We start from the raw sequence: 21,508 nt of genomic DNA on the forward strand, positions 1-21,508 counted from the left end.
TTATCGTTTTAAAACTGGCGTAAAAACCGTATATCGTTATCAAAAAACAGTCTCAGATCATCGATGCCATAAGTCAGCATGGCAATCCGCTCAACCCCCATGCCAAAGGCAAAACCACTGACCTTAGCAGGATCAAAGCTGCTCATTTCCAGAACCCGGGGATGGACCATCCCGGACCCCAGGATCTCCAGCCAGCCGGTGCCTGAACATACGCGGCACCCTTTGCCGGCACACATTACACAGGAGATATCAACCTCGGCGCTGGGCTCGGTAAACGGGAAAAAACTGGGACGAAATCTGACGCTAACGCTGTTGCCGAATATCTCGCGGGAAAACAGCTCCAGTGTACCCTTTAAGTCGGCAAAGCTGATGTCCTGATCGACGACCAGCCCTTCCACCTGCTGGAACATGGGCGAATGAGTGGCATCATAATCCCGGCGGTATACCTTGCCGGGAGCTATGATGCGAATTGGCTGATTGGGCACCGACGATTGCATTGTCCGGATTTGCACGGGCGAGGTATGGGGTCTGAGCAAAATTTCATTTGTGATATAAAAGGTATCCTGCATATCCCGGGCCGGGTGGTCCTTGGGCAGATTTAATGCTTCAAAACTATGATAGTCTGTTTCCACTTCCGGGCCTTCGGCAACCTCAAACCCTAAACGCATAAACGTGTCCTTAATGCGATTCAGAGTCAGTGTCAGCGGATGCAAATGCCCCAATGCAGCCGGCCGGCCCGGCAGTGTCACATCAATCGTTTCTGATGCAAGCTTGCGGGCAACCTCGGCCTGTTTCAGAACCTCAAGCTTAGCAGCAATAATTTGCTCGATTTCATTTCTGACCTCATTAACAATCTGCCCGGCCCGCGGCCGCTCTTCCGGGCTTAATGCTCCCAGTCCGCGCAGCACGCCTGTTAACAACCCTTTTTTCCCCAGATACTTAACCTTTAGCTCATTCAGCGCTTCTTTACCGGCAACCTCTGACAACGCTTGCAGAGCGGTCTCTCTTAATGCCTTAAGCTCTTGTTCCATACATGCCTCCTAAGGAATAAAATAAAAAGACTCTCTCCCACAAGGGGCGAAAGTCTTGATTTCGCGGTACCACCCTAATTATACTCAGTTTCCTGTAACGCGGAAAACACGCCCTGACCTACACAGCATACCCTTCAGCCGGGATACTCAGAAGTGAACTTTCTGCCAGCTGTTTCGGCGCTGCTCTCAATCTTTGGCAGCATCCTCCCTGTGGAAACGCGACTAACATACTCTCTTCCTCATCGCATAACAATAAAAGCAACTATTCAGTTAATGCATCATAAGCCGTTTATACCACAGATACGCAGCAATGGAACCGGTAGCTTCGAACATTCTCCAGAAGAATTCGGCGGTCATCATCGTCGGACCCTACCTCTCTGCCTGTAATGGCAATTTCCGTCATTGCTAAAGGTATTATATCACAGCAGCCGGCAAATTACAAGGTTGCCCGCTGCCTTACGGCTTCGTACAATATGACACCGGCGGCTACCGCCACATTCAGCGATTCGGCATCACCGACAAGGGGTATGGTAAGACAACCATCGGCTTTGTCAAGAAGTTCTCGGCCAACCCCCTGGCCTTCATTGCCCAAAACGACAGCTACAGGCCGCTTTAAGTCGGCGTGGTAATAAATATCAGCATTCTGCAGCGAGGTAGCCAGAATACTGACATTAGCCGCTGTCAGCGCGGTAATGAGCTCGCCCGGGGCTACGCCCTCCCATACCGGCAGGTGAAACAGGGACCCCATGGTAGCCCTCACGGTTTTGCCTGCATAGATATCCGCCGCTCCCTTGACTACAATCACCCCTGTACAACCGGCGGCATCGGCGGTGCGAATAATAGCACCGGCATTGCCGGGGTCCTGAATACCATCCAAAACAACAATCAGCGGTACCTGACCGGCCGGCGCTAGCATTTGCGCCAGCGTAGCCTGCCGTTTTTTCAACACGGCCATAATGCCCTGCGGCTGCTCGGTATCAGATAATTTATTGTAGATTGCTTCAGGCACGGCCACCAGCCGGCACCGGGCGGCCGCAAGCCTGTCAAGCACGCGTCTTGTCCGTTCGCGGGCCGCGGCTGTTTCCGTATAAATACAAATATGAACAGGCCAGGCAGAGGCAGCACATTCCTCGACAATACGAACCCCCTCCGCAATAAACAGGCCCAGCTCATCGCGGTATTTTTTTTGTTTCAGGGAGGCAACTTCTTTAATTAACTTATTGGCCGGACTGCAAATGACTGCGCTCATTCCATTTCCTCCAGTTTCTGGATGCCTTTGGTTTGACCGACAAAGATGATAATATCACCAGGCTTAATGTTTTCATCAGGCTGCGGCGGCACAATGAGCTCTGCCCCCCGCTTAATCGCTACCACATTAACCTCATATTTTGCCCGCAGATTAGCCTGGGCCAGACTCTGGCCAATTAATGTTTTGGGGGCCGTAATTTCAACAATACTCAAGTCAGGCGACAATTCAATGTACTCCAATACATTTGTCGATACCAGGTTGTGGGCCACCCGCTGCCCCATATCGCGCTCAGGGTAAACAACCCGGTCGGCACCGATTTTAGATAACATTTTTCCATGCAGTTCATTGCGGGCCTTGGCGACAATGTGTTTTACGCCCAGATCCTTAAGGAGAAGAGTTGTCAAAACATTAGCCTGCACATCTTCGCCAATAGCAACAACAACAACATCAAAATTCCGGATACCCAAGGCTTTAAGCGAGTTTTCATCTGTTGTATCGGCCTGGACAACATGCGTTACCTCTTCGCTGAATTTCTGAATCCGGTCTTCATCGGCATCAATAGCCAGTACTTCATACCCAAGTGTATAGAGCGTAGTTGCCACACTGGTACCAAAACGGCCTAAGCCAATGACCGCAAATTGTTTATTCTTTTTTTTCATTACAACACGCTCCTAGCCGATAATGATTTTACCTTCAGGATACTGCAAATTACCTTTACGGGTTCTTAGTGTCAGTGCCAGCGCTAAGGTGACCGGTCCGACCCGTCCGGCAAACATCGTTAGAATCAGCCAAAACTTACCGGCGACTGTCAGCTCCGGTGTAATGCCGGTTGTTAAACCTACTGTCCCAAAGGCGGATATTGCCTCAAATAACAGCTTTATAAACGGCTGCTTTTCAGTAATACTCAGCATCATTGTCACAAAAACAACCAGCAGGGCTGAGATCAGCAGCAGGGAAAATGCTTTATAAATAATGGCATGGGGAATTCTTCTTTCATGGAGTTCAGCATCGTTTCTCCCCCTGATCAATGCCCGGATGGCCGCTGCCATAACCGCGACTGTCGTGGTCTTGATGCCGCCGCCGGTGGAGGCTGGTGAGGCCCCGATAAACATGAGCAGCATCAAAAAAAACAAGGTGGCATCAGTAAGGCTGCTGATATCAACCGTGTTCCAGCCGGCACTGCGGGGCGTAACAGAATGAAAATAGCTGGCAAGCAATTTCCCCGGCCACGACAATACCCCCAAGGTACCAGGATTGTCGTATTCCAGCAGAAAAATCACAACCGCGCCCAAAGCAGTCAGCCATAAGGTCGTAACCAAAACCACTTTCGTATGCAGCGAAACCAGACTAAAACGCCGGTTTGTCCAGACATCGGCAATTACGGTGAATCCGATACCGCCTAAAATAACAAGGACAGAAATTACCATATTAACAACAATATCCTCGGCATAGCCGGTTGCACTGGAGAACTTGCCATGAATGCCGCCAAACAAGTCAAAACCAGCGTTGCAAAATGAGGAAACAGCATGCCAGTAACCCAAATAAATACCTTTAGACCCTAACTCCTGATACCACCAGCCTGCTAATATTGTACCGCCAATAAACTCGATAAGCAAAGTTACCTTAATAATGTACTGAGTTAACCGCACCACGCCGGCTACCGTCAGATGATTCAAGGCCTCCTGCATTACCAGCCGCTGTCTAAGATTTATTTTTTTGCCAATCAGCATGGCCATAAGCGTGGACATCGCCATGATGCCCAGACCGCCCGCCTGGATCAGACTGATAAGGACAAGCTGCCCGAACAGCGAAAAATGTGTACCCGTATCAACCACAATCAGCCCGGTTACGCAGACGGCCGAGGTTGCGGTAAACAAGGCATCAATAAAGGGTAAGCCAATGCCGGTCACCGACGCCACAGGCAGCATTAACAGGACTGTCCCCCCCGCAATCAGCCCGGCAAACCCGATCACAAGAATCTGATACGGGGTAAGCTTCCATTGGGCAATATCAAGCAGGTTGGTGATTTTTGCATCCAAAATATCCCACCTCGAAAATATGTGTATTTAATGATTATAACCAAATTTAGAACCGTGTACAAGTTATAAAGAGAAATAAAAAACCCCCGGCCACTTGGACCCGGGGGGTTCAGTACTTGTTGTCTATATTGCTTTCGAGATGCAGTCAAAGGATAACATGTATTTGCGGACTGAATCTTTAACCCCTTTTTTTACCATTGACATGAGATGAATATAGTTTGCCGACTGGTTTTTGGCAAGTTCCGCCCTGATGGTTTCGCCGGCAGCCATTGACATATCTGTGGCAATGTTAATCTTGGTTATTCCGGACTGAATTGAACTTTGATAGTCTTCTTTACTGAGTTTGGACCCGCCATGCATGACCAGCGGCACATTTACCGTATTATTAAGTTCGGATAAGCGGGAAAAATTGAGTTTAGGGCCGCCGCGGTACACGCCGTGATTGGTGCCAACCGCTACCGCTAACGCATCAACCCTGGTTTTTTCCACAAAGCGATGGGCAACATCCGGCTTTACCATATTTTCTTCATTAATATCTTTTATCTGGTCGTAATAACTAATATAGCCCAATTCACCCTCGACTGAAACACCGAGAGAATGGGCTATGCGAGTAATTTCCTTGGTGCGTTTTAAGTTGTCCTCGAATGATAAAGCGGAACCGTCAAACATAACTGAAGTAAATCCCCAGCGAATAGCCTTCATGACCCCTTCATAAGTATAACCATGATCAAGGTGGAGCGCAACCGGCACCGTGGTCTTCTGCGCACCTCTGATCATTGCTGCGCTAAGAGTTTCTACATCGACAAATTTAAACAAACGCTCGGGAATGCCAAGCACCAGGGGAGTTTTTAATTCTTCTGCCACCTCAATAACAGCGCCTAAAGTTTCAAAATTAAATACGTTAAAACCGCCTACCGCATACTTCCTCTTTTTTGCATCCTGAAGTAATTCTTTCATTGTTACCAGGGCCAAGGTTAACTCCTCCTTTTTTTGTTATAGTAAGTCAGTATTAACTTGCCAGTGAATTGGGCTATAATATTTTATTCGCCGCTAACCAAAAAAAACCTGCCAATTATATCAACATTAAAAAAAATCTAATTTTTCAGTATTTACCCGAACTGGATTTGATTACTATTAATTCCATTATTTATATATTTTATGCATGAATGAACAAAAAAACTCCCGGAATATTTCCGGGAGTTGCTCTTTACAGTTGTTCTCTGGCCGTACCTACCAGCTTGCCAAAGGCAGCGCTATCATTAACTGCCAGATCGGCCAGCATTTTACGGTTAACTTCCACCCCAGCTTTTTTGAGGCCGTTAATAAGCTGGCTGTAAGAAATGCCATTGATGCGGGCGGCAGCATTAATCCGGGTAATCCACAGTTTACGGAAATCACCTTTTTTGGCGCGACGGTCCCGGCGCGCATAATACAGTGCTTTCATCACGGTTTCATTTGCTTTTTTAAACAACTTGCTCTTGGAACCGCGATAACCTTTAGCTAATTTAAGAATTTTTTTATGACGTCTATGTGCAGTAACGCCTTTTTTAACTCTTGGCATGATACCTACCTCCTGATGTACTTATAAAAAATTTAACCGCTGTTAGGCGTAAGGCAGCATTTTCACCACGCGCTCATGGTCAGATTTACTAACCATCGCCGCTTTACGCAGGTTGCGTTTGCGAGCCGGAGATTTTTTTTCCAGAATGTGACTTTTAAAAGCTTTGGCACGTTTAAATTCACCGCTGCCGGTTATTTTGAAGCGTTTTGCAGCGCTTCGGCGGGTTTTCATTTTTGGCATAGTTGGATTTCCCCTTTCTATTATGTGCTGGCTTGCGTATTGTTAGGTTTTGGAGCAACAATCATAATCATATTTTTACCTTCAAGCTTAGCCTCGCGTTCGATATTAGCCATTTCCCTAAGCAAACTAGCCATTCGCACCAGCACCTGCTTGCCAAGCTCAGGATGAGAAAGCTCCCGGCCTCTGAACATGATCGTTACTTTGACTTTATCGCCATCTTCTAAAAAGCGCTGGGCATTCTTGAGCTTGACATTAAAATCATGATCCTCAATGTTAGGGCGGAGTTTAACCTCTTTAAGTGCCACTACTTTTTGCTTCTTTTTGACTTCCTTGTCACGTTTTTGCTGCTCATACCGAAACTTGCCAAAATCCATGATCCGGCATACCGGCGGCTTCGCCGTTGGCGCTACCTCCACTAAATCAAGGTTTTGTTCTCCGGCTAAACGCAATGCGTCTCTTAGCGACATAATTCCCAGCTGCTCATTAGTACTGCTGACTAAACGAATATCCCTCGCCCGAATTTCCTCATTGATCTTTAAAGTGTCTTTGCTAATTGCCGCTCACCTCCTGATAAATTTTTTAACAAAAAAAACGGATGGCATAACCACCCGCGCAACAGCATAATCAAATAATAATCTGCTTGATGTAACCTTACTAGCTGCCCTTTGGCGCTGTAAGGTGAGAAGCGGATGGCTTCTACTTCAAAAACGATTCAATTCACTTGATAATATTAGCATTAATAAGCTGTGAAGTCAAGCTGTTTTTTTCTTTTTAGCTTTTATTAGCAATTTCGTGAATTACGGCAGGGATAAAGCTCGCAAGCGGCATCGCGCCAATATCTCCCTGGCCGCGTTTACGGACCGACACGCTGCGTGTTTCGGCCTCCTTGTCACCAACAACCAGCATGTAAGGTACTTTCTCAAGCTGGGCTTCCCGAATTTTATACCCGATCTTTTCATTGCGGTCATCCACTTCGACCCGGATATCCTGGTCGCGCATCTCCTGGGCAATGGTACTGGCAAAGGCAGCATGGCGTTCACTGATCGGCAGAATTTTAACCTGAACCGGTGCCAGCCAAACCGGGAAAGCGCCGGCAAAATGTTCGATCAAAATCCCGATAAATCTTTCTATACTGCCATAGGCTACCCGATGGATCATTACCGGCCGGTGTTTCTGGCCGTCTTCCCCGACATAGGTTAAATCAAATTTTTCCGGCATCATCATATCCAGCTGAATGGTACCACACTGCCAGGTACGGCCAATGGAATCCTGCAGATGGAAGTCAATCTTGGGACCGTAAAAGGCACCATCACCCGGATTAATTTTATAGGACATATTCAGCTCTTCCAACGCTTCCTGCAGTGCAGTTGTGGCTGTTTCCCAAACTTCATCAGAGCCCATCGCCTTGTCCGGCTTAGTGCTCAGCTCCGCGTGATAGGAAAGGCCAAACACACTGTATACGGTATTGAAAAGCTCGATAACCTTCTTAATCTCCGACTTAATCTGTGCCGGCAGCATAAAAATATGCGAATCGTCCTGAGTAAAGCTGCGGACCCGCATCAACCCGTGCAAGGCCCCGGAAATTTCATGACGGTGGACCAGCCCCAGTTCACAGGTACGCAGGGGAAAATCACGATAGCTATGGTGCTGGGCACGATATACCAGAATCCCCCCCGGACAATTCATGGGCTTAACAGCATATCCTTCCTCATCAATTTTAGTGAAATACATATTTTGCCGGTAGTGATCCCAGTGGCCGGACTGCTGCCACAGCTTCTGATGCAGAATAATAGGGGTTTTAATTTCATGATATCCGTATTTCACATGCAGTTTGCGCCAAAAAGCCTCCAGCTCATTCCTGATAACCATACCTTTCGGATGAAAGAAGGGAAACCCCGGGCCTTCCTCCTGGATGCTGAACAAGTCCAGCTCACGCCCTAACTTGCGATGGTCGCGCTTAGCCGCTTCTTCCATCATTGTTAGATAGGCATCCAAATCTGCTTTCTTCTCAAACGAAGTGCCATAGATGCGCTGCAGCATTTTCCGCTTCTCATCGCCGCGCCAATAAGCGCCGGCAATGCTTTGCAATTTAATTGCTTTAACCCGCCCGGTGGACGGCACATGCGGGCCGGCGCATAAATCGGCAAATTCACCCTGCTGGTAGAGCGATATCTGGGCATCGGCCGGCAAATCACGGATCAGTTCCTGTTTATACACCTCACCCTGCGCCCCAAACAGAGCCAGCGCTTCTTCCCTGCTTACAACCCGGCGCTCCAGCGGCAGGTTTTCCTTTACTATCTTTTCCATCTCACTTTGGATTTTCCCTAAATCCTCCGGCGTAAAAACATGGTCAGTGTCAAAATCATAATAAAAACCATTGGCAATGGCCGGGCCAATGCCGATTTTCACGTCACCATACAGGCGTTTAACTGCCTGGGCCAGAATATGCGAAGAAGTATGGCGCAGAGCGTCTTTGCCCTCATTATCCTCAAAAGTCAAAAATTCAACAGCAGCATCTTTTGCCAGCCGTGCTGTCAAATCTGTTATTTTGCCGTCCACCTTGGCGATCAAGGCCGCTTTTGCCAGGTTGCGGCTAATTGCGGCAGCCGCTTCAGCCAGTGTTACCCCTTGTTCAACTTCGCGTACTGCGCCATCCTTCAGTGTCATTTGTATCTTGCTCATTTCAGCAACCTCCATTAACAATATTCGCAAATAAAAAAACTCCCAGTCCCTATAGGGACGAGAGTTTATACCCGTGGTTCCACCCTGTTTGGCGAACACGCCAGCTCAGTATTTTGGTAACGGGGAAATGGCCCCGGCTCAGCTTAGTCTTAACCAGTTCAGTTGAGCAGTTTCGGGGTGGTAATAAGCGTTTGGTTTGCGTAAAGATGTTTACAGCCTATGACATCTCTTCTCTGTGACGCCTTTCAAAGCCTTATCTTGTCCCCGGCATTACTGTTAATAATAATTTTTAATTAGTAAAATTATATACAAATTCAAGGGAAATGTCAATACTATAGCTCAGTATGGGTAGAGCTGCCGGCAAAATCAGACACACACAGCTCGCAGCCATCACATAAGACTACCCGGCCATCAAATACACTTTTGACTGTCTCCAGTACTTCTTCATCGCGGGCCCGGTTGGTACTATGAACCATAATATTATGCGGCGCAATCGTGATAAGCGCACTGATTAACAGGTCCTCATGATTAAGACTGCCGGGGCTGTCGGCACTATAGTTTGGCAGCAGGGTATTATCCAAATGCTGATTTTTTATTATTTTGCGGTGGGAATCATAAATCTGAAAAATACCGGCACCGCTGATAACAACATGCGCTTCCTCAACCCGCGGTTCCTGAACGTCAACAAAGTACCGCAGAACCCTGATAAATTCCTTATATTCCAGGTCCATCATAAAATCGTCCACAACCTTGTCAATCACTTCGGCCAGTTGTAAGCGGTAGTCTTTCAGCCGGAAGTTCAAAAAACCATCAAGCACCAGTTCATGATGATTATCAAGATAATCTAAAATACGGCCCAGAATCAAATCATAGCGGTCCGCAGGGGTAGACGTAAGGGCCCTTACGGCATTAGACTCAACGATTGCCCGCTCCGCCTGATTAAAATAACAGTAATTGCTGGTAACGATTTTATTGATCAGTTTTTTTTCCTCTGTACTGATAATCCAGTTGGCAAGTATCTGCGAGACGCTAGTCCTTAGCACATTTTTAATCCGCTCATAATTACGAAAAGAAAGCTCGCCGTCACTGATATTTAAACCCAGAAACTTATAACTGCCCCGGTCAAGTTCTTCTATAACTACGCGGAAGCCTTCTTGGGTCAGCGTTTTACAGTCGCATTCCAGTTTCTCCCTTATTTCCCCGGTTGTGCCGTTCAGGCCAATCGAAAGTAACTTCACCACCCTCACTCCCTTCTCATATAGTATATGTGCCACAGCGCATTTGCATACAATGAAGGAAGGGAAGTGTGGTTTTTGTTTATTTTGCCGTTTCGATTTGCCTGTTAATGGCAGTAAGCCATTGATTGCGGCCCTTCACAATATATTTAATTGCTTTATCCTGCATAGTAACAACTTTAAGTACATTAGGGATAATATAAAAAGTTTTCTCTGCCGCCAGGGTTTTTATGTGCGCCAAGGGCACCTCGTCCATATACTTGCTGTTAATACTCAGCAAATAGCCAATAAATACCAGCCGGTGATTTGTCAAATAGAGTGCTCCGTTTAAAACTTCACTATCGCAGGTATAACTGGCATGACACTTTTTAATAATGATTTCATCTGCTGCTAACGGAAAGCTGTACATGCAACCAGCTCCTTACACCTGCCGCGCATCTTCAGGCACGGCCAGGAATTGAATGTCCGGATTACGTTCCATTACCCATCTGAGCTGCCATTCATTGCTAATCAGGGCTACCGGCCTGTCCTTTATATCCTGTACCAACAGACCGGCATCCATATTCTTCATGACTTTAACGTCTATATTTTCACCGCAGAGCCATCTGGCAACAGAATATTGTAAGCGGTTCATTAAAATATCTACGCCATATTCGTGTTTCAGACGGTATTCGAGCACTTCAAACTGCAGTGAGCCGACAACACCGATAACAAAGGATTCCACACCGTATTCGGGCTGGCGAAAAACCTGGACAGCCCCCTCCTGGGTCAGCTGGGTCATCCCTTTAACAAATTGCTTGCGTTTCATCGTATCCTTGGCCTGGATGCGGGCGAACTGTTCCGGTGGAAATACGGGAAAGTCCTGAAAGGTAAAATGAACCCCCTCCTGACACAGGGTATCGCCAATACCAAAAATACCCGGATCAAATAAACCGATAATATCGCCCGGGTAGGCTTCCTCGATAATCGTCCGCTCCTGGGCTAAAAACTGCTGCGGCTGAGCCAACTTGACCGGCTTGCCTGACTGGGCATGATAAACAGTCATCCCCCGTTCAAACTTGCCTGAGCATATCCGCATAAAAGCCAGCCGGTCACGATGGGCCGGATTCATATTGGCCTGAATCTTAAATACGAAGGCTGAAAACATATCATCACTGGGATTGATCAAACCTAGTGATGATATTCTGGGCATCGGCGGCGGTGCCATTTCTAAGAAATCCTCCAAAAACAACTGGACACCGAAGTTAGTCATGGCACTGCCAAAAAACATAGGGGTCAGCTCGCCTTTGGCTACCTTGTCGAAATCAAAGGGATCACCGGCCATGTCCAGCAGCTCGATATCATCGCATAAGGCCTGATGAATCTCGGCCCCCAGAATTTCTTTAAAAGCCGGGTCATCCACACTGCCCTGCTTAGAGGGCAAGGCCCACTGACCATGCACACCGCCCCGCTCAAACAACTCAATCTTCGCTTGCTTGCGCACATAAATACCACTGTATTTACCGTCAATGCCAATCGGCCAGTTCATCGGGTAAGCACGGATACCGAGAATATTTTCGATCTCTTCCATAAGTTCAAAAGGATTACGGCCATAGCGATCCAGCTTATTGACAAAGGTAAATACCGGTATCCCCCGCTGTTTACACACCTGAAACAGTTTTTTTGTCTGGTCTTCAACGCCTTTGGCCACGTCAATCAGCATGACGGCGCTGTCGGCGGCCATGAGCGTCCGGTATGTATCCTCACTGAAATCCTGGTGACCCGGGGTATCTAAAATATTAACCCGGTAACCGTCATAATCAAATTGCAGCACACTGGAGGTTACAGAAATACCACGCTGTTTCTCAATCTCCATCCAGTCTGAAACCGCATGTTTCTGAGCTTTTCTGGCCTTAACCGAACCTGCCAGGCGAATGGCGCCGCCATAAAGCAGTAATTTTTCCGTTAAGGTTGTTTTGCCGGCATCAGGGTGAGATATAATCGCAAAGGTGCGTCGTTTATTGGTTTCGGGAGCAAGGTTCGACATTATTGCCTCCTAAAAAATTGTATAGATAGATTACAATGCAATAATTTAATATACACCATTCATTAACAGTAGTCAATGCAGGCATTGGCTCAGCTTGCTTCTCTCTGCCGGCTTATTGCTGTACTTTAGGTAAGGATGTCGTCGCCTTACAGATTGCCGATCTGCGCGGCCCGTGCCAGTAATAAGAGGCCCCTATCATTCAGGATCATTAAAGCAAATCTTAATGAAATGAATCAGTTAGCGTCCTCCGCCTTGCATTGCGAAAAAATCTGCGTTGTCTAAAACTAACATCTAACTTTGCCAAGAAACCAGCGTCTTGGCCATGTTATATTTTAGTTTTCGGGCGAGACAACATGGTAAAGGGCAAGGAAGCAGCGACGACACTCCCTGATATTCCTTATATTCCTTACTTCCAGTATAATAAAAATCCTTAAAAATGCAAGTCGCGCCAAGAAATCCTGAAACCTAAGGCAAGACCATCGCTGCCATGTCTTCTTTAGATAATAAAAAAACTTACAGGTGAAAACCTGTAAGCCTGTTTTTTTATGGTGGGACTAACTGGACTCGAACCAGTGACCCCTACGATGTCAACGTAGTACTCTAACCAACTGAGCTATAATCCCTTAACACACGTTAAATTATATTAGGATTAACTCAAAAAGTCAAGCAGTAATTTGTCAGGCCCCAGCCAGGCTAAACGCCATTTGGACCTTGCTGCCAGGCGCGGCAAGCGGTGGCGATTGGCTGTTTAGTACAGAATGTTATTGGCAATAACCAGACGCTGAATTTGATTAGTGCCTTCATAGATCTGCATAATCTTAGCATCGCGCATGTATTTTTCCGCCGGGTATTCTTTAGAATACCCATAACCCCCCAGCACCTGCACCGCATCTGTAGTAACCTTCATGGCGGTGTCGGCGGCAAAACACTTGGCAATGGCCGATTCTTTCGTGTAAGATACACCCTGATCTTTCAGCCAGCAAGCTTTGTAAACCAGCAGGCGGGCGGCCTCAATCTGCATGGCCATATCGGCCAGCATGGCCTGCACCAGCTGGAAGGAAGCAATCGGCTTGTCAAACTGCACCCGTTCTTTCGAATATTTGACCGCCAGTTCAAAGGCCGCCTGGGCTAAGCCGACCGACACGGCGCCGACAAACGGCCGGGCCGCATCCAGTGTTTTCATGGCGATTTTAAAGCCTTCCCCTTCGCGGCCAATCCTGTTGGCGGCGGGGATGCAAACATTCTCTAACACCAATTCACAGGTATTGGAGGCCCGGATTCCCATTTTTTCTTCTTCTTTACCCACCGAGAAACCAGGTGTGTCCCGTTCGACGATAAAGGCCGTCAGGCCGCGGATGCCGGCAGTTTTGCGGGTGTTGGCAAAGATAATATAGATATCGGCAATACCGCCGTTGGTGATAAAGCACTTCGTGCCGTTGATAATATAATTATCCCCGTCTTTGACAGCGGTAGTGGCAACGGCCCCGGCGTCCGACCCGGCACCAGGCTCGGTTAAGGCAAAGGCCGCCAGTTTACCGTTATTTATCACATCAAACATTTTTCTTTTTTGGGCATCAGTGCCCAATAAAACCACCGGATAGGAAGCCAGGGCGTTGGCAGCCGTTGTTGTGGCCACACCGGCGCAGCCTTTGCCTAATTCTTCATATATAAGAGCAATTGAAAGCGCATCAAGACCAGGTCCGTCATACTCTTCGGGAACGGTTAAATTAAGTAAGCCCGCTTCATCAAGTTTTTTCCACAGATCAGGGGGAACTACACCTTCTTTATCCATTTCCAGAGCGTGAGGCGTAATTTCTTTAGCAACAAAATCTTTTACCATTTTCTGTAGATCCAATTGATCGGGAGTAAAGTTAAAATCCATGCTTTGCCTCCTTATGGTTAGCATAAAACCAAAAAATACTAATGATAAGTATACCGCAAATTTTTTTTTTTGTTAACACCTAATTGGGAAAAATATAAAAAAAAGCGCTATTTTAACAATAATTTAGCGCCAACTGCCAGTAATACCAGTCCCAACAGCTGTTGGGGGCTGCATGCAGAGCGTTCCAGGCCAAACCCGCCAAAATGGTCGATAATAATCGCGGTCAGCACCTGACCGACAATGATGGCGGTAGTGGCGTTAGCCACCCCCACACTGGGGATGCTGGCAGCGACCAGATAGATGATGCCTACGCCGATAATACCTCCCAGCCAGGAATACCAGGGAGCAGCCTGCCAGGCATACAGATTGCCTTTCCCCAGGTTAAATACAAACAATAAAATCATGACCAGAATGGCTCCGGTCAATTGCACGACAAACGTAGCCTCTAAGAGGCCGACCGCTTTGCTCAGCAGGGCATTCAGCGATCCCTGGACCGCCATCAGCACGCCTGAGATTAACGCCAATACCAATGGCAGCATTTCACCTGAAAACAGATTCAATCCGAACACACTCCCATCGCAATATCAAGCCTGGGCAATAAACACAGCCGGCAGCAAGTACCGGATGAATGTAGTATAATACCAGGGGCTCTTTAATATTCCGGGAGAAACCGGTAATCGGCGGCAAATGGAAAAGCAGGCGGCAGGCCTGCTTGTTAGTCCAGTATATAGACGGTTACTTTGCGAACGCCAAAGTTCAAAGCCTCACGGCGATTTTCAAAAGCCAGGTCAATCCGCTGCCCCTTAATAGCCCCGCCAATATCATCGGCGATGGCGTAGCCGTACCCTTTGATGTACAACCGGGTTCCCAGCGGAATTACCGTCGGATCAACAGCGGCCATGCCCCGGCGCAGCAGATTGCCGCGATAGGTATAACTGCCATTGCCGGGATCATGGGCCGTATAGGCCGATGCTTTCATAAGCAGCGACCGGCTATAGCGGCTGGGCTCACCCGTTGCCCGCTCAAGATAGGTAAAGGTTTCCCTGTCAACAGTGCCGGTGATTTCCAGACTGGTGCTGCGCTGAAATGCTCTTACGGCGTTGGCGGTAATGGGACCGTAAACACCGTCAATATTGCCGGCATAAAAGCCGCCGTCTGCCAGCAGCTTCTGGACAACGCGGACTTTATCGCCGCGCATGCCCATAGTCAGCGGCGGCGGTTCGGGCGGCCCAGCTGCTTCTTCAGCTTCTGTCGCCGCCGGTGAGGATACGATAACCTGCTGTGTCTCAGCTGCCGGTGGTGACACCGCCGTTCCTGGCAAAGGATTGCTGATGCTAAGCAGTAAGGCAAGGCAAAGAATTATGGCAAAAAGGGCTTTATTCAATGTATCACCTCTCTTACGATAAGTCTTCGAGGTTAGTAGTACCACAAACAACCTCGCAATGTTAGCCTCCGGGGTTAGCTGTCGGGATAGGGAAAAGAGAGAATTAGAATACGCCCTTCCGTTCTCAACGGATTATCCCCTGTGTCTACTGTCTTGGTTCCCCCGTACCTGTAAAGATTCGGCATTATATCTATAGTATACCGGATTGGACTATTGGTCAAATTTAGTAAAACCCTGTAATTTTTCCTTATCCTCTTTTTTCGTTAATTAGGTAAGCCTGCATTGGCAATTCTCAGTTATTCTGCTCCCCCGGCAACAGGTGGGGAAACGGTGCAAAAAAAAGAACCGGCCTGAGCCGGTTAGTTGATCACGTCAATTGTTCTCGGGCTGCCCTGCATAATGCTGCTAATGGCATTACTGTTTTTTACCGCATCCGGCATTAACATATTGCTGTTATTCAGCAGGGAAGAGAGTACAGCCATTTCTGTTTGATAACCGGACAGCCGGGTAGTTACCTCTTGCTGGACTCTGCTGCGGGCAGCTGTTTCTACCGCCTTAACCAGATTTTCTTTGATTACGGCCTGATCCTGCATGAGCAGCTGGGTGGCCATAGTGGTAATATCGTTAACTGCAGCGGTATTGCCTGAACGTTCAAGGGCACTCTTGGCAAGGGTACCTAACAAGGCTTCTCTGTCCGCAAGATTATCTGTCATCTGAAGAATTTGCTGTAATTGAGCAGCGGCACCAGTGCCAGCCGCTTCAGCCAGTTGATCCTCTAAGAAAGCAGCCTCAGCCTTGGGTAAAGCAAATGAAAGCGGCATTACAAAAACCATCAACAAAACCGCGGTTACTATTTTCTTCAAGGTTAGCACTCCTTTCATCTGATGTGGTTCAAATGATATTTTACCATAAGGTTTACATAAAAAATAGTGGTAAGTTTAAGAAAAAGCCTGCTCGCAGGGCAAACAGGCGGTTTGGGCCCTTATTTTGCTAATTGCTGCAGCATGGCTGTCAATACGTCGACGCCGGCGCCAATCGCGGCTTGTGCCGCCCGGCGGCTGCCGTTGCCGGCCGTTTCGCCGCCGGGGATTAATATCAGCCCGGCCGGGGCCAGATGGGCCATATTCACCACATCATAGCCAATGCGGTCGTCCAGGCGCAGACTGGAAAGTTTTAGTCCCTGGCAGACACTTTCCAGTGTACTGACGATGGTTTGATCAAGCATAAACGGTTTTTCAGATGAGATTACCTCAATGGCTACCGGTGTGTCATGATCGTCAGCAATCATACTGACTTCATCTTTTATAGCCTGCAGAATAGCAATGATACTTTCATGTTTTGTGCCATTTATCTCGACCCACATTTCGACCACGGCGGGAATTAACGCCGGGGTTCCCGGATATGTTTTCAGCGTTGTCACGGTGGCGACTGTCCCCTGGTAATCATGCTCGGCCGCGATATTCCTCACGGCCAGCACAATCATAGCGGCGCTCACCAGTGCGTCCTGGCGCTCGGCCAGCAGTATGCCGCCGGCAGGACCGGCCAGGCCGTTTACTGTCATTTTCAGCCTGGTGGGGGCCGCAATGTTTTCTACAATGCCAATATTCACCCTACCCTGTTCCAAAATCCGGCCTTGCTCGGTATGCAGGGCCAGAAAAGCCTTAATACTGTTCTTCGGCCGGGCAGCAGAGCGGATCTGTGCAAAATCCGGTGCGAGAGCAGCTGCTTCCGCAGGGTCTGCCTGCTCTTTACTTCTTTTCCAGGCCTGCTCACTGACTAAGCCGGCCATTGCTTTGCTGCCTAAATTCGCCAGGTTGCAGTGGCCGGGGGCCTCGCCGGCAAACACCACTACTTCCAGGGGATGTTTGCCGGCGCCGCGCTCCCGTAATGTTTTAACCGCCGCCAGACTGCATAATACCCCCACTATACCGTCATAGTTACCGGCGACAGGAATGGCGTCCAGCTGAGAGCCGGTCATTACCGCCGGCAAGGCAGCCTGACTGCCGGCCGGCTCGCAGCGTCCGATCATGTTGCCGGCTGCGTCGGTATGGACAACAAGACCTAGGTCGTGCATCAGCTCAGTAATGAAACAGCGCACCTGCTGACCGGCGTTGCTAACCGTCCGGCGGGAGGTGCCGGCTTGTTCCCGGCTACATTGAGCCACCTGTTCTAAATTTTCCAGAACCCATTCACTCGCCCAAGGATTCGCTTGCATCGCCACCGCCCCTTACTGTACTCTTTTACTGACAGTATACCGCTATTTTGCTCATAATTCCATAATTGCTTTAGAAAAAAATGGCTTGTGCCGGTTCCGCCGGCAAGACGAAATAAAAGCGCCTGGCTTTGCCAGACGCTTTTTATTTAGCCTAATATCCCCTGTTTGACAGTGTCCAGACCTAAGCGGTCAATCATCATGCCAATCCGCTCATGCTTGCGGGCATTCTGTTGGTAATAAGCAATAATTTTTTCAATAACAGGCGTTACTTCGGCCTGGGGCAGTCCTTCTACCAACAGATCGGCGATTCTGGCTCTGGCGCCGGCACAGCCGCCGATCACAACCTTCCAGCCTTTGGCTGTGCCGATCAGCCCAATGTCCTTAACCCAGCCCTCGGCACAGGAATTAGTACAGCCGCTGACGCCGAATTTCATCTTCCCGGGCAATTCCATGCCATGATACTTTTTATCAAGCTCCAGCCCCAGTGTCAGCCCATCCTGCTGGGCCCGCTTACAGAAATGAGTGGCCGGGCATATTTTGATGCTGCGGACACACAGGCCGACGGCCGCCCCCTTATCCATCCCCAGGTCGTCCCAGACGGCATCAATTTTGTCTTCCGGAATACCAACAATGGCAATCCGCTGGGCGGAAGTCAGTTTGAGCGCCTTGGCGCCATATTTTTCGGAAACATCAGCAATTTTTCTTAACAGGTTAACATCAAGAATAACTCCCCCCGGAATATGCGGGGCAATTGCATAGGTTTCCCGGTCGCGCTGAACAATCGCGCCTTTTGCCAATAAATCTGTTTTAAGATCCATGATCTGATCAAACCTCCTGTAAAATAATAATATTTAATAGAGTATTATTATAAATTGGATATTAATTGAAGAATTCCTGCTAAAAAAAACCTTCACACAAAAAAAATAGCGCCCAAAGACGCTATTAATATCGGTTGTACTCTTTAAGCCCAGCCGTCAAGCATTTCCCGCAGCTTAACCACATGCGTCTGTTCTTCAAATTTTAAGAGATTGAATATATTTCTGGCTCCTTCAAACTTAGCACATTTTGCCAAAGCATCATAAAACAGGATGGAATCTTTTTCGTCCTGCATAGCGGCCTGCAAAATATCGGCAATGCTTTTGAACTCGGGAAACATTTGGGCGGCTTTGTCTTTAGGGAAAATATGAGGTTCAGCAAGTACGGTCAGATAGCGGGAAGTCTCCTGATCGAACAAATAGTCCTCGCCGTCCTGTTGATTTTCTTTCACCTGGTTGTACAACTGGGTAAATTGTTCAAGGTGCTGAATTTCCTCATTCATAAGCAGCATGAACAGGTCTTTATGTTCTTTGGCCTCTGCTTGCTCATAGGCTTTTTTGTAGAAATCGCGGCCACGGGCCTCCATATCAATCGCTATTCTCAGTGCTTCCAGATCACTAAACAAATTGCCTATATTACAGGCGTTTTTTTCCATAATATCAGCCTCCTTTTCAGGTAATTTACTGATATATTCCATATTTCCAAACGAATTCCTTTCTGGATTGTGAGATTATTAACTTTTTTATCAAAAAATAATGAAAAATTACTTAGTTATAAAAAACTTGGCTTATGCCAGGTCCTTTAGGATATAGGCGGTCTTACTTCCTAAGATACTTACTATCCTGAAAATAGCATTTTTTTATTCTTTGATGGTGCCGTTGTAACAACCTGACTGTCTATCAGGAAAATAAAACACACTCCCTGGTGTTTGGCCGGGAGTGTGTCTTTCTCTGTTTAGCAGATATGGATCATGTTCTTTTTGTACTGGCTGTACAATATTTTTAAAGTGCCTATTTTCTCGGACATTTCAATTTGCAGGGCGGATACGCTGTCATAATCACTTGTTTCAATCGCCTCTTTAATACGGGTAAACAGGCTTTTCTGCGATAGGCAGTCTTTGGCCAGATACATTCTGAGACTGTTGATCTTATCCCAGTGATGCAGATCAAGGTCACTGCCGGAATCCGCATCATGCAGCAGTTTGGCCTCTTTAACGATAGCCAGGTTTTCCGGAATTATGCGGTTTAACAGTTCGGTTTGCCAGCGTACCAGGGCACCGGCGACAAAAGCCTGCACAAGCTCAGGCCGGAAGGCACCGCCGGCGGTCAGTGTTTTCACTTTTTCCGGGTATTTACTAATACTCTGGGTATTTTCCCAGACGGTGGCAGGCGGTTTGCTGAACAGACGGTCCCTCTCTTCCTCGCTATAATCATCAAACACATCATGCTCGCTGCGATAGGCCCGGTCAGTTTCAAGATAGAAGCCTGCCGTACCGGCAGCTTTTGACAATTCCGCATCAATTTCGGCTACCGATTTGCCGGAGTTAACGGCAGCTTTGATACCATCAAGCATACTCATATAAAAAGCAGTCAAAGCAATATAGGTATTAGTGTACGGGTTAGGGGAACGAACCTCAAATCTGGTTGCCAGCGGATTATTAATATCCCGGACAAGACCGGCCAGAATGGTCCGGTTACGGGAAGGTACGGCCGGTGTATGCCCCAGGGAGGTTACGATACATATGGGGGCTTCAAAACCAGGCTTTAAGCGGTTAAGGGAGTCGTTGGTCGAGGATATGAACGGATTGATTACCTCGTAATGCTTTAACAAGCCCATAATCGCACCATAGCCGATGGCACTTAGGAAATGTTGCTTCATATCCGCCGGCGAGAACAGGTTGACAATTTTACCTGATTTGAGTCTGGCAGCAATCCCCACATGCGTATGCTCGCCATTACCGGCCACACCAATAATCGGTTTAGCCTTGAAGGTTACCTCCAGACCGTTAGCCCGAAACGCTTCTTTCACTAAAATTCTGGCTTGCAGCTCATTATCGGCGCATTGCAGGGCATTGGAAAACTTCCAGTCAATTTCAAGCTGCTCCATAACATGGCTTAGATGGCCGGCTTCATCGATTCTGGCTTTTACACCACCAACCTCTTTATGACCCATTTCCGGTTCGAGACCATACCGGGCCATCATCAACAGGGCCTGTTCCATAGCTGTCCGGACATTGCCCCGGGTACGCTGCCAATATTGTTCCTGCATAACCTGCGAAGCAGACAGTTCTTCCACCTCGGCTTTGTTAGCCGGGGTTTTTACCCAAAATTCAAGTTCAGTGGCCGCAGTAAAAAGGATATCGTCGACTTCAGCGTTATTGATATGCTCTAACCCGGCGATTTTTTCATTCTTTTGGAACAGAGCTTGGATTTCACCTTTGATATATTCGAGACTTTGCGCCAGTATGGACCGGGAGTCAACCCTCAGACCATTATGTACCAGGAATGCGGGAATCCTAAGTGTGCCTACAGGCTTACCTGTTGCCTCATCAATATGTTCAAAATTATAATCAACAAACCAGTTAACGCCGGCATCTGCCAGCATATCAACCTTGGCATTATTTAATGTGGCAATCCCGGTGAGAACAACAGATGAGCCATCTGTTTGTACTGCGCTGCCGTTATAAAAATCATCCATATCCTTAATGAATAAATTAATCGGCACTTTTTCATCAGTATCATTACCTGCCAGATCAATGCCGACAAGTGATGCGAATTGGATTTCCGGGTGGTTATTGAGCAGGTTCAAAATTTCTTCTTTGCCATACTTACCGGCAGGAATCAAATACACTAAATCCTTAACCATTTGCTTCACCTCATGTTTAAATTGACTTACCGCGGGAATGCCCTGAGCCAAGATGATAAGAAAAGACTTGGCTTGTGCCAAGTCCTGGCGGACGCCGGCAGAAGCCCCAGTCGTTCTTACTTATGATCAGCAAGAGGGTATACTTGCCGATGATGTTAAAAAAACAGGCTCCCCCACTGCTGCTTGCGGAAGAGCGACACCGACTCAGGTTTTAAATATGTCTTTATTATAGCATAAAAATACAATTTGTCCAGGAGTCTACACCGGGCTTACATTTTAATAG

Annotated in this window: 21 protein-coding genes, 1 tRNA gene, 1 riboswitch and 1 other annotated feature; all 22 genes read right to left on the reverse strand. The window is 47.7% G+C overall.

Annotation, left to right across the window (positions count from 1 at the left end; all coding sequences use genetic code 11):
- Window positions 1-8: 8 nt before the first annotated feature.
- The 22 genes from pheS to SPTER_RS11030 all read right to left on the reverse strand — a co-directional run bounded on the left by pheS (window position 9) and on the right by SPTER_RS11030 (window position 21,225).
- The gene (pheS, locus tag SPTER_RS10925) at window positions 9-1,031 is read right to left on the reverse strand and encodes a phenylalanine--tRNA ligase subunit alpha (RefSeq protein ID WP_144350443.1); all 1,023 of its coding nucleotides are present in this window, start codon (window positions 1,029-1,031) and stop codon (window positions 9-11) included.
- A 270-nt stretch (window positions 1,032-1,301) separates the two neighbouring features.
- The gene (locus SPTER_RS26040) at window positions 1,302-1,391 is read right to left on the reverse strand and encodes a YqzL family protein (protein ID WP_144350444.1); all 90 of its coding nucleotides are present in this window, start codon (window positions 1,389-1,391) and stop codon (window positions 1,302-1,304) included.
- A 76-nt stretch (window positions 1,392-1,467) separates the two neighbouring features.
- Complete coding sequence (locus tag SPTER_RS10935; RefSeq protein ID WP_144350445.1) at window positions 1,468-2,280, reverse strand: TrmH family RNA methyltransferase; 813 nt, start codon at window positions 2,278-2,280, stop codon at window positions 1,468-1,470.
- Entirely contained in the window at window positions 2,277-2,939 is a 663-nt protein-coding gene (locus SPTER_RS10940) for a potassium channel family protein (protein WP_144350446.1), read from the reverse strand. The genes SPTER_RS10935 and SPTER_RS10940 overlap by 4 nt, the downstream gene beginning before the upstream one ends.
- Window positions 2,940-2,951: 12 nt before the next feature.
- On the reverse strand, window positions 2,952-4,319 hold the full coding sequence (locus SPTER_RS10945) for a TrkH family potassium uptake protein (protein WP_246105571.1): 1,368 nt from the start codon (window positions 4,317-4,319) through the stop codon (window positions 2,952-2,954).
- A gap of 123 nt (window positions 4,320-4,442) precedes the next feature.
- Window positions 4,443-5,276, reverse strand: a complete 834-nt coding sequence (locus SPTER_RS10950) for a class II fructose-bisphosphate aldolase (RefSeq protein WP_246105572.1) — start codon at window positions 5,274-5,276, stop codon at window positions 4,443-4,445.
- Between the two features lie 250 nt (window positions 5,277-5,526).
- Entirely contained in the window at window positions 5,527-5,880 is a 354-nt protein-coding gene (gene rplT / locus SPTER_RS10955) for a 50S ribosomal protein L20 (protein WP_144350448.1), read from the reverse strand.
- Window positions 5,881-5,922: 42 nt separating this feature from the next.
- The gene (rpmI, locus tag SPTER_RS10960; protein WP_144350449.1) at window positions 5,923-6,120 is read right to left on the reverse strand and encodes a 50S ribosomal protein L35; all 198 of its coding nucleotides are present in this window, start codon (window positions 6,118-6,120) and stop codon (window positions 5,923-5,925) included.
- A gap of 20 nt (window positions 6,121-6,140) precedes the next feature.
- Window positions 6,141-6,674 carry a translation initiation factor IF-3 gene (gene infC, locus SPTER_RS10965; RefSeq protein WP_144350450.1) on the reverse strand — a complete coding sequence of 178 codons (534 nt, stop codon included), beginning with the start codon at window positions 6,672-6,674 and terminating at the stop codon, window positions 6,141-6,143.
- 23 nt (window positions 6,675-6,697) lie between these two features.
- Window positions 6,698-6,828 (reverse strand) — a sequence feature (ribosomal protein L20 leader region).
- 63 nt (window positions 6,829-6,891) lie between these two features.
- Window positions 6,892-8,802 (reverse strand): threonine--tRNA ligase, encoded by a 1,911-nt coding sequence (gene thrS, locus SPTER_RS10970; RefSeq protein ID WP_144350451.1) that lies wholly within the window; start codon window positions 8,800-8,802, stop codon window positions 6,892-6,894.
- Window positions 8,803-9,134: 332 nt separating this feature from the next.
- Window positions 9,135-10,040, reverse strand: coding sequence for a putative sporulation protein YtxC (ytxC, locus tag SPTER_RS10975; protein WP_144352864.1), 906 nt, complete (start codon window positions 10,038-10,040; stop codon window positions 9,135-9,137).
- A gap of 79 nt (window positions 10,041-10,119) precedes the next feature.
- Entirely contained in the window at window positions 10,120-10,446 is a 327-nt protein-coding gene (locus SPTER_RS10980) for a GRAM domain-containing protein (protein ID WP_144350452.1), read from the reverse strand.
- Window positions 10,447-10,458: 12 nt separating this feature from the next.
- On the reverse strand, window positions 10,459-12,063 hold the full coding sequence (locus SPTER_RS10985; RefSeq protein WP_144350453.1) for a peptide chain release factor 3: 1,605 nt from the start codon (window positions 12,061-12,063) through the stop codon (window positions 10,459-10,461).
- A gap of 546 nt (window positions 12,064-12,609) precedes the next feature.
- Window positions 12,610-12,686, reverse strand: a tRNA-Val gene (locus SPTER_RS10990).
- A 125-nt stretch (window positions 12,687-12,811) separates the two neighbouring features.
- Window positions 12,812-13,945, reverse strand: a complete 1,134-nt coding sequence (locus SPTER_RS10995; RefSeq protein ID WP_144350454.1) for an acyl-CoA dehydrogenase family protein — start codon at window positions 13,943-13,945, stop codon at window positions 12,812-12,814.
- A gap of 107 nt (window positions 13,946-14,052) precedes the next feature.
- Complete coding sequence (locus SPTER_RS11000; RefSeq protein WP_246105573.1) at window positions 14,053-14,505, reverse strand: DMT family transporter; 453 nt, start codon at window positions 14,503-14,505, stop codon at window positions 14,053-14,055.
- A 155-nt stretch (window positions 14,506-14,660) separates the two neighbouring features.
- Window positions 14,661-15,329, reverse strand: a complete 669-nt coding sequence (locus SPTER_RS25655) for a 3D domain-containing protein (RefSeq protein ID WP_281289522.1) — start codon at window positions 15,327-15,329, stop codon at window positions 14,661-14,663.
- Window positions 15,330-15,376: 47 nt separating this feature from the next.
- Window positions 15,377-15,523: riboswitch (cyclic di-AMP (ydaO/yuaA leader) on the reverse strand.
- Window positions 15,524-15,688: 165 nt separating this feature from the next.
- Window positions 15,689-16,192, reverse strand: a complete 504-nt coding sequence (locus SPTER_RS11010; protein WP_144350455.1) for a hypothetical protein — start codon at window positions 16,190-16,192, stop codon at window positions 15,689-15,691.
- Window positions 16,193-16,311: 119 nt separating this feature from the next.
- A complete protein-coding gene (locus tag SPTER_RS11015) occupies window positions 16,312-17,544 on the reverse strand; it encodes a hydantoinase/carbamoylase family amidase (RefSeq protein ID WP_144350456.1) in 1,233 nt (410 codons plus the stop codon).
- A gap of 146 nt (window positions 17,545-17,690) precedes the next feature.
- Window positions 17,691-18,362, reverse strand: a complete 672-nt coding sequence (locus SPTER_RS11020) for a nitrite/sulfite reductase domain-containing protein (protein ID WP_144350457.1) — start codon at window positions 18,360-18,362, stop codon at window positions 17,691-17,693.
- Between the two features lie 143 nt (window positions 18,363-18,505).
- The gene (locus SPTER_RS11025) at window positions 18,506-19,015 is read right to left on the reverse strand and encodes a ferritin family protein (protein WP_144350458.1); all 510 of its coding nucleotides are present in this window, start codon (window positions 19,013-19,015) and stop codon (window positions 18,506-18,508) included.
- Between the two features lie 299 nt (window positions 19,016-19,314).
- Window positions 19,315-21,225 carry a type I glutamate--ammonia ligase gene (locus SPTER_RS11030; protein WP_144350459.1) on the reverse strand — a complete coding sequence of 637 codons (1,911 nt, stop codon included), beginning with the start codon at window positions 21,223-21,225 and terminating at the stop codon, window positions 19,315-19,317.
- Window positions 21,226-21,508 lie beyond the last annotated feature (283 nt).

Origin of the sequence: Sporomusa termitida (assembly GCF_007641255.1) — a bacterium.
In the GTDB taxonomy this organism is placed as follows: Bacteria; Bacillota; Negativicutes; order Sporomusales; family Sporomusaceae; genus Sporomusa; species Sporomusa termitida.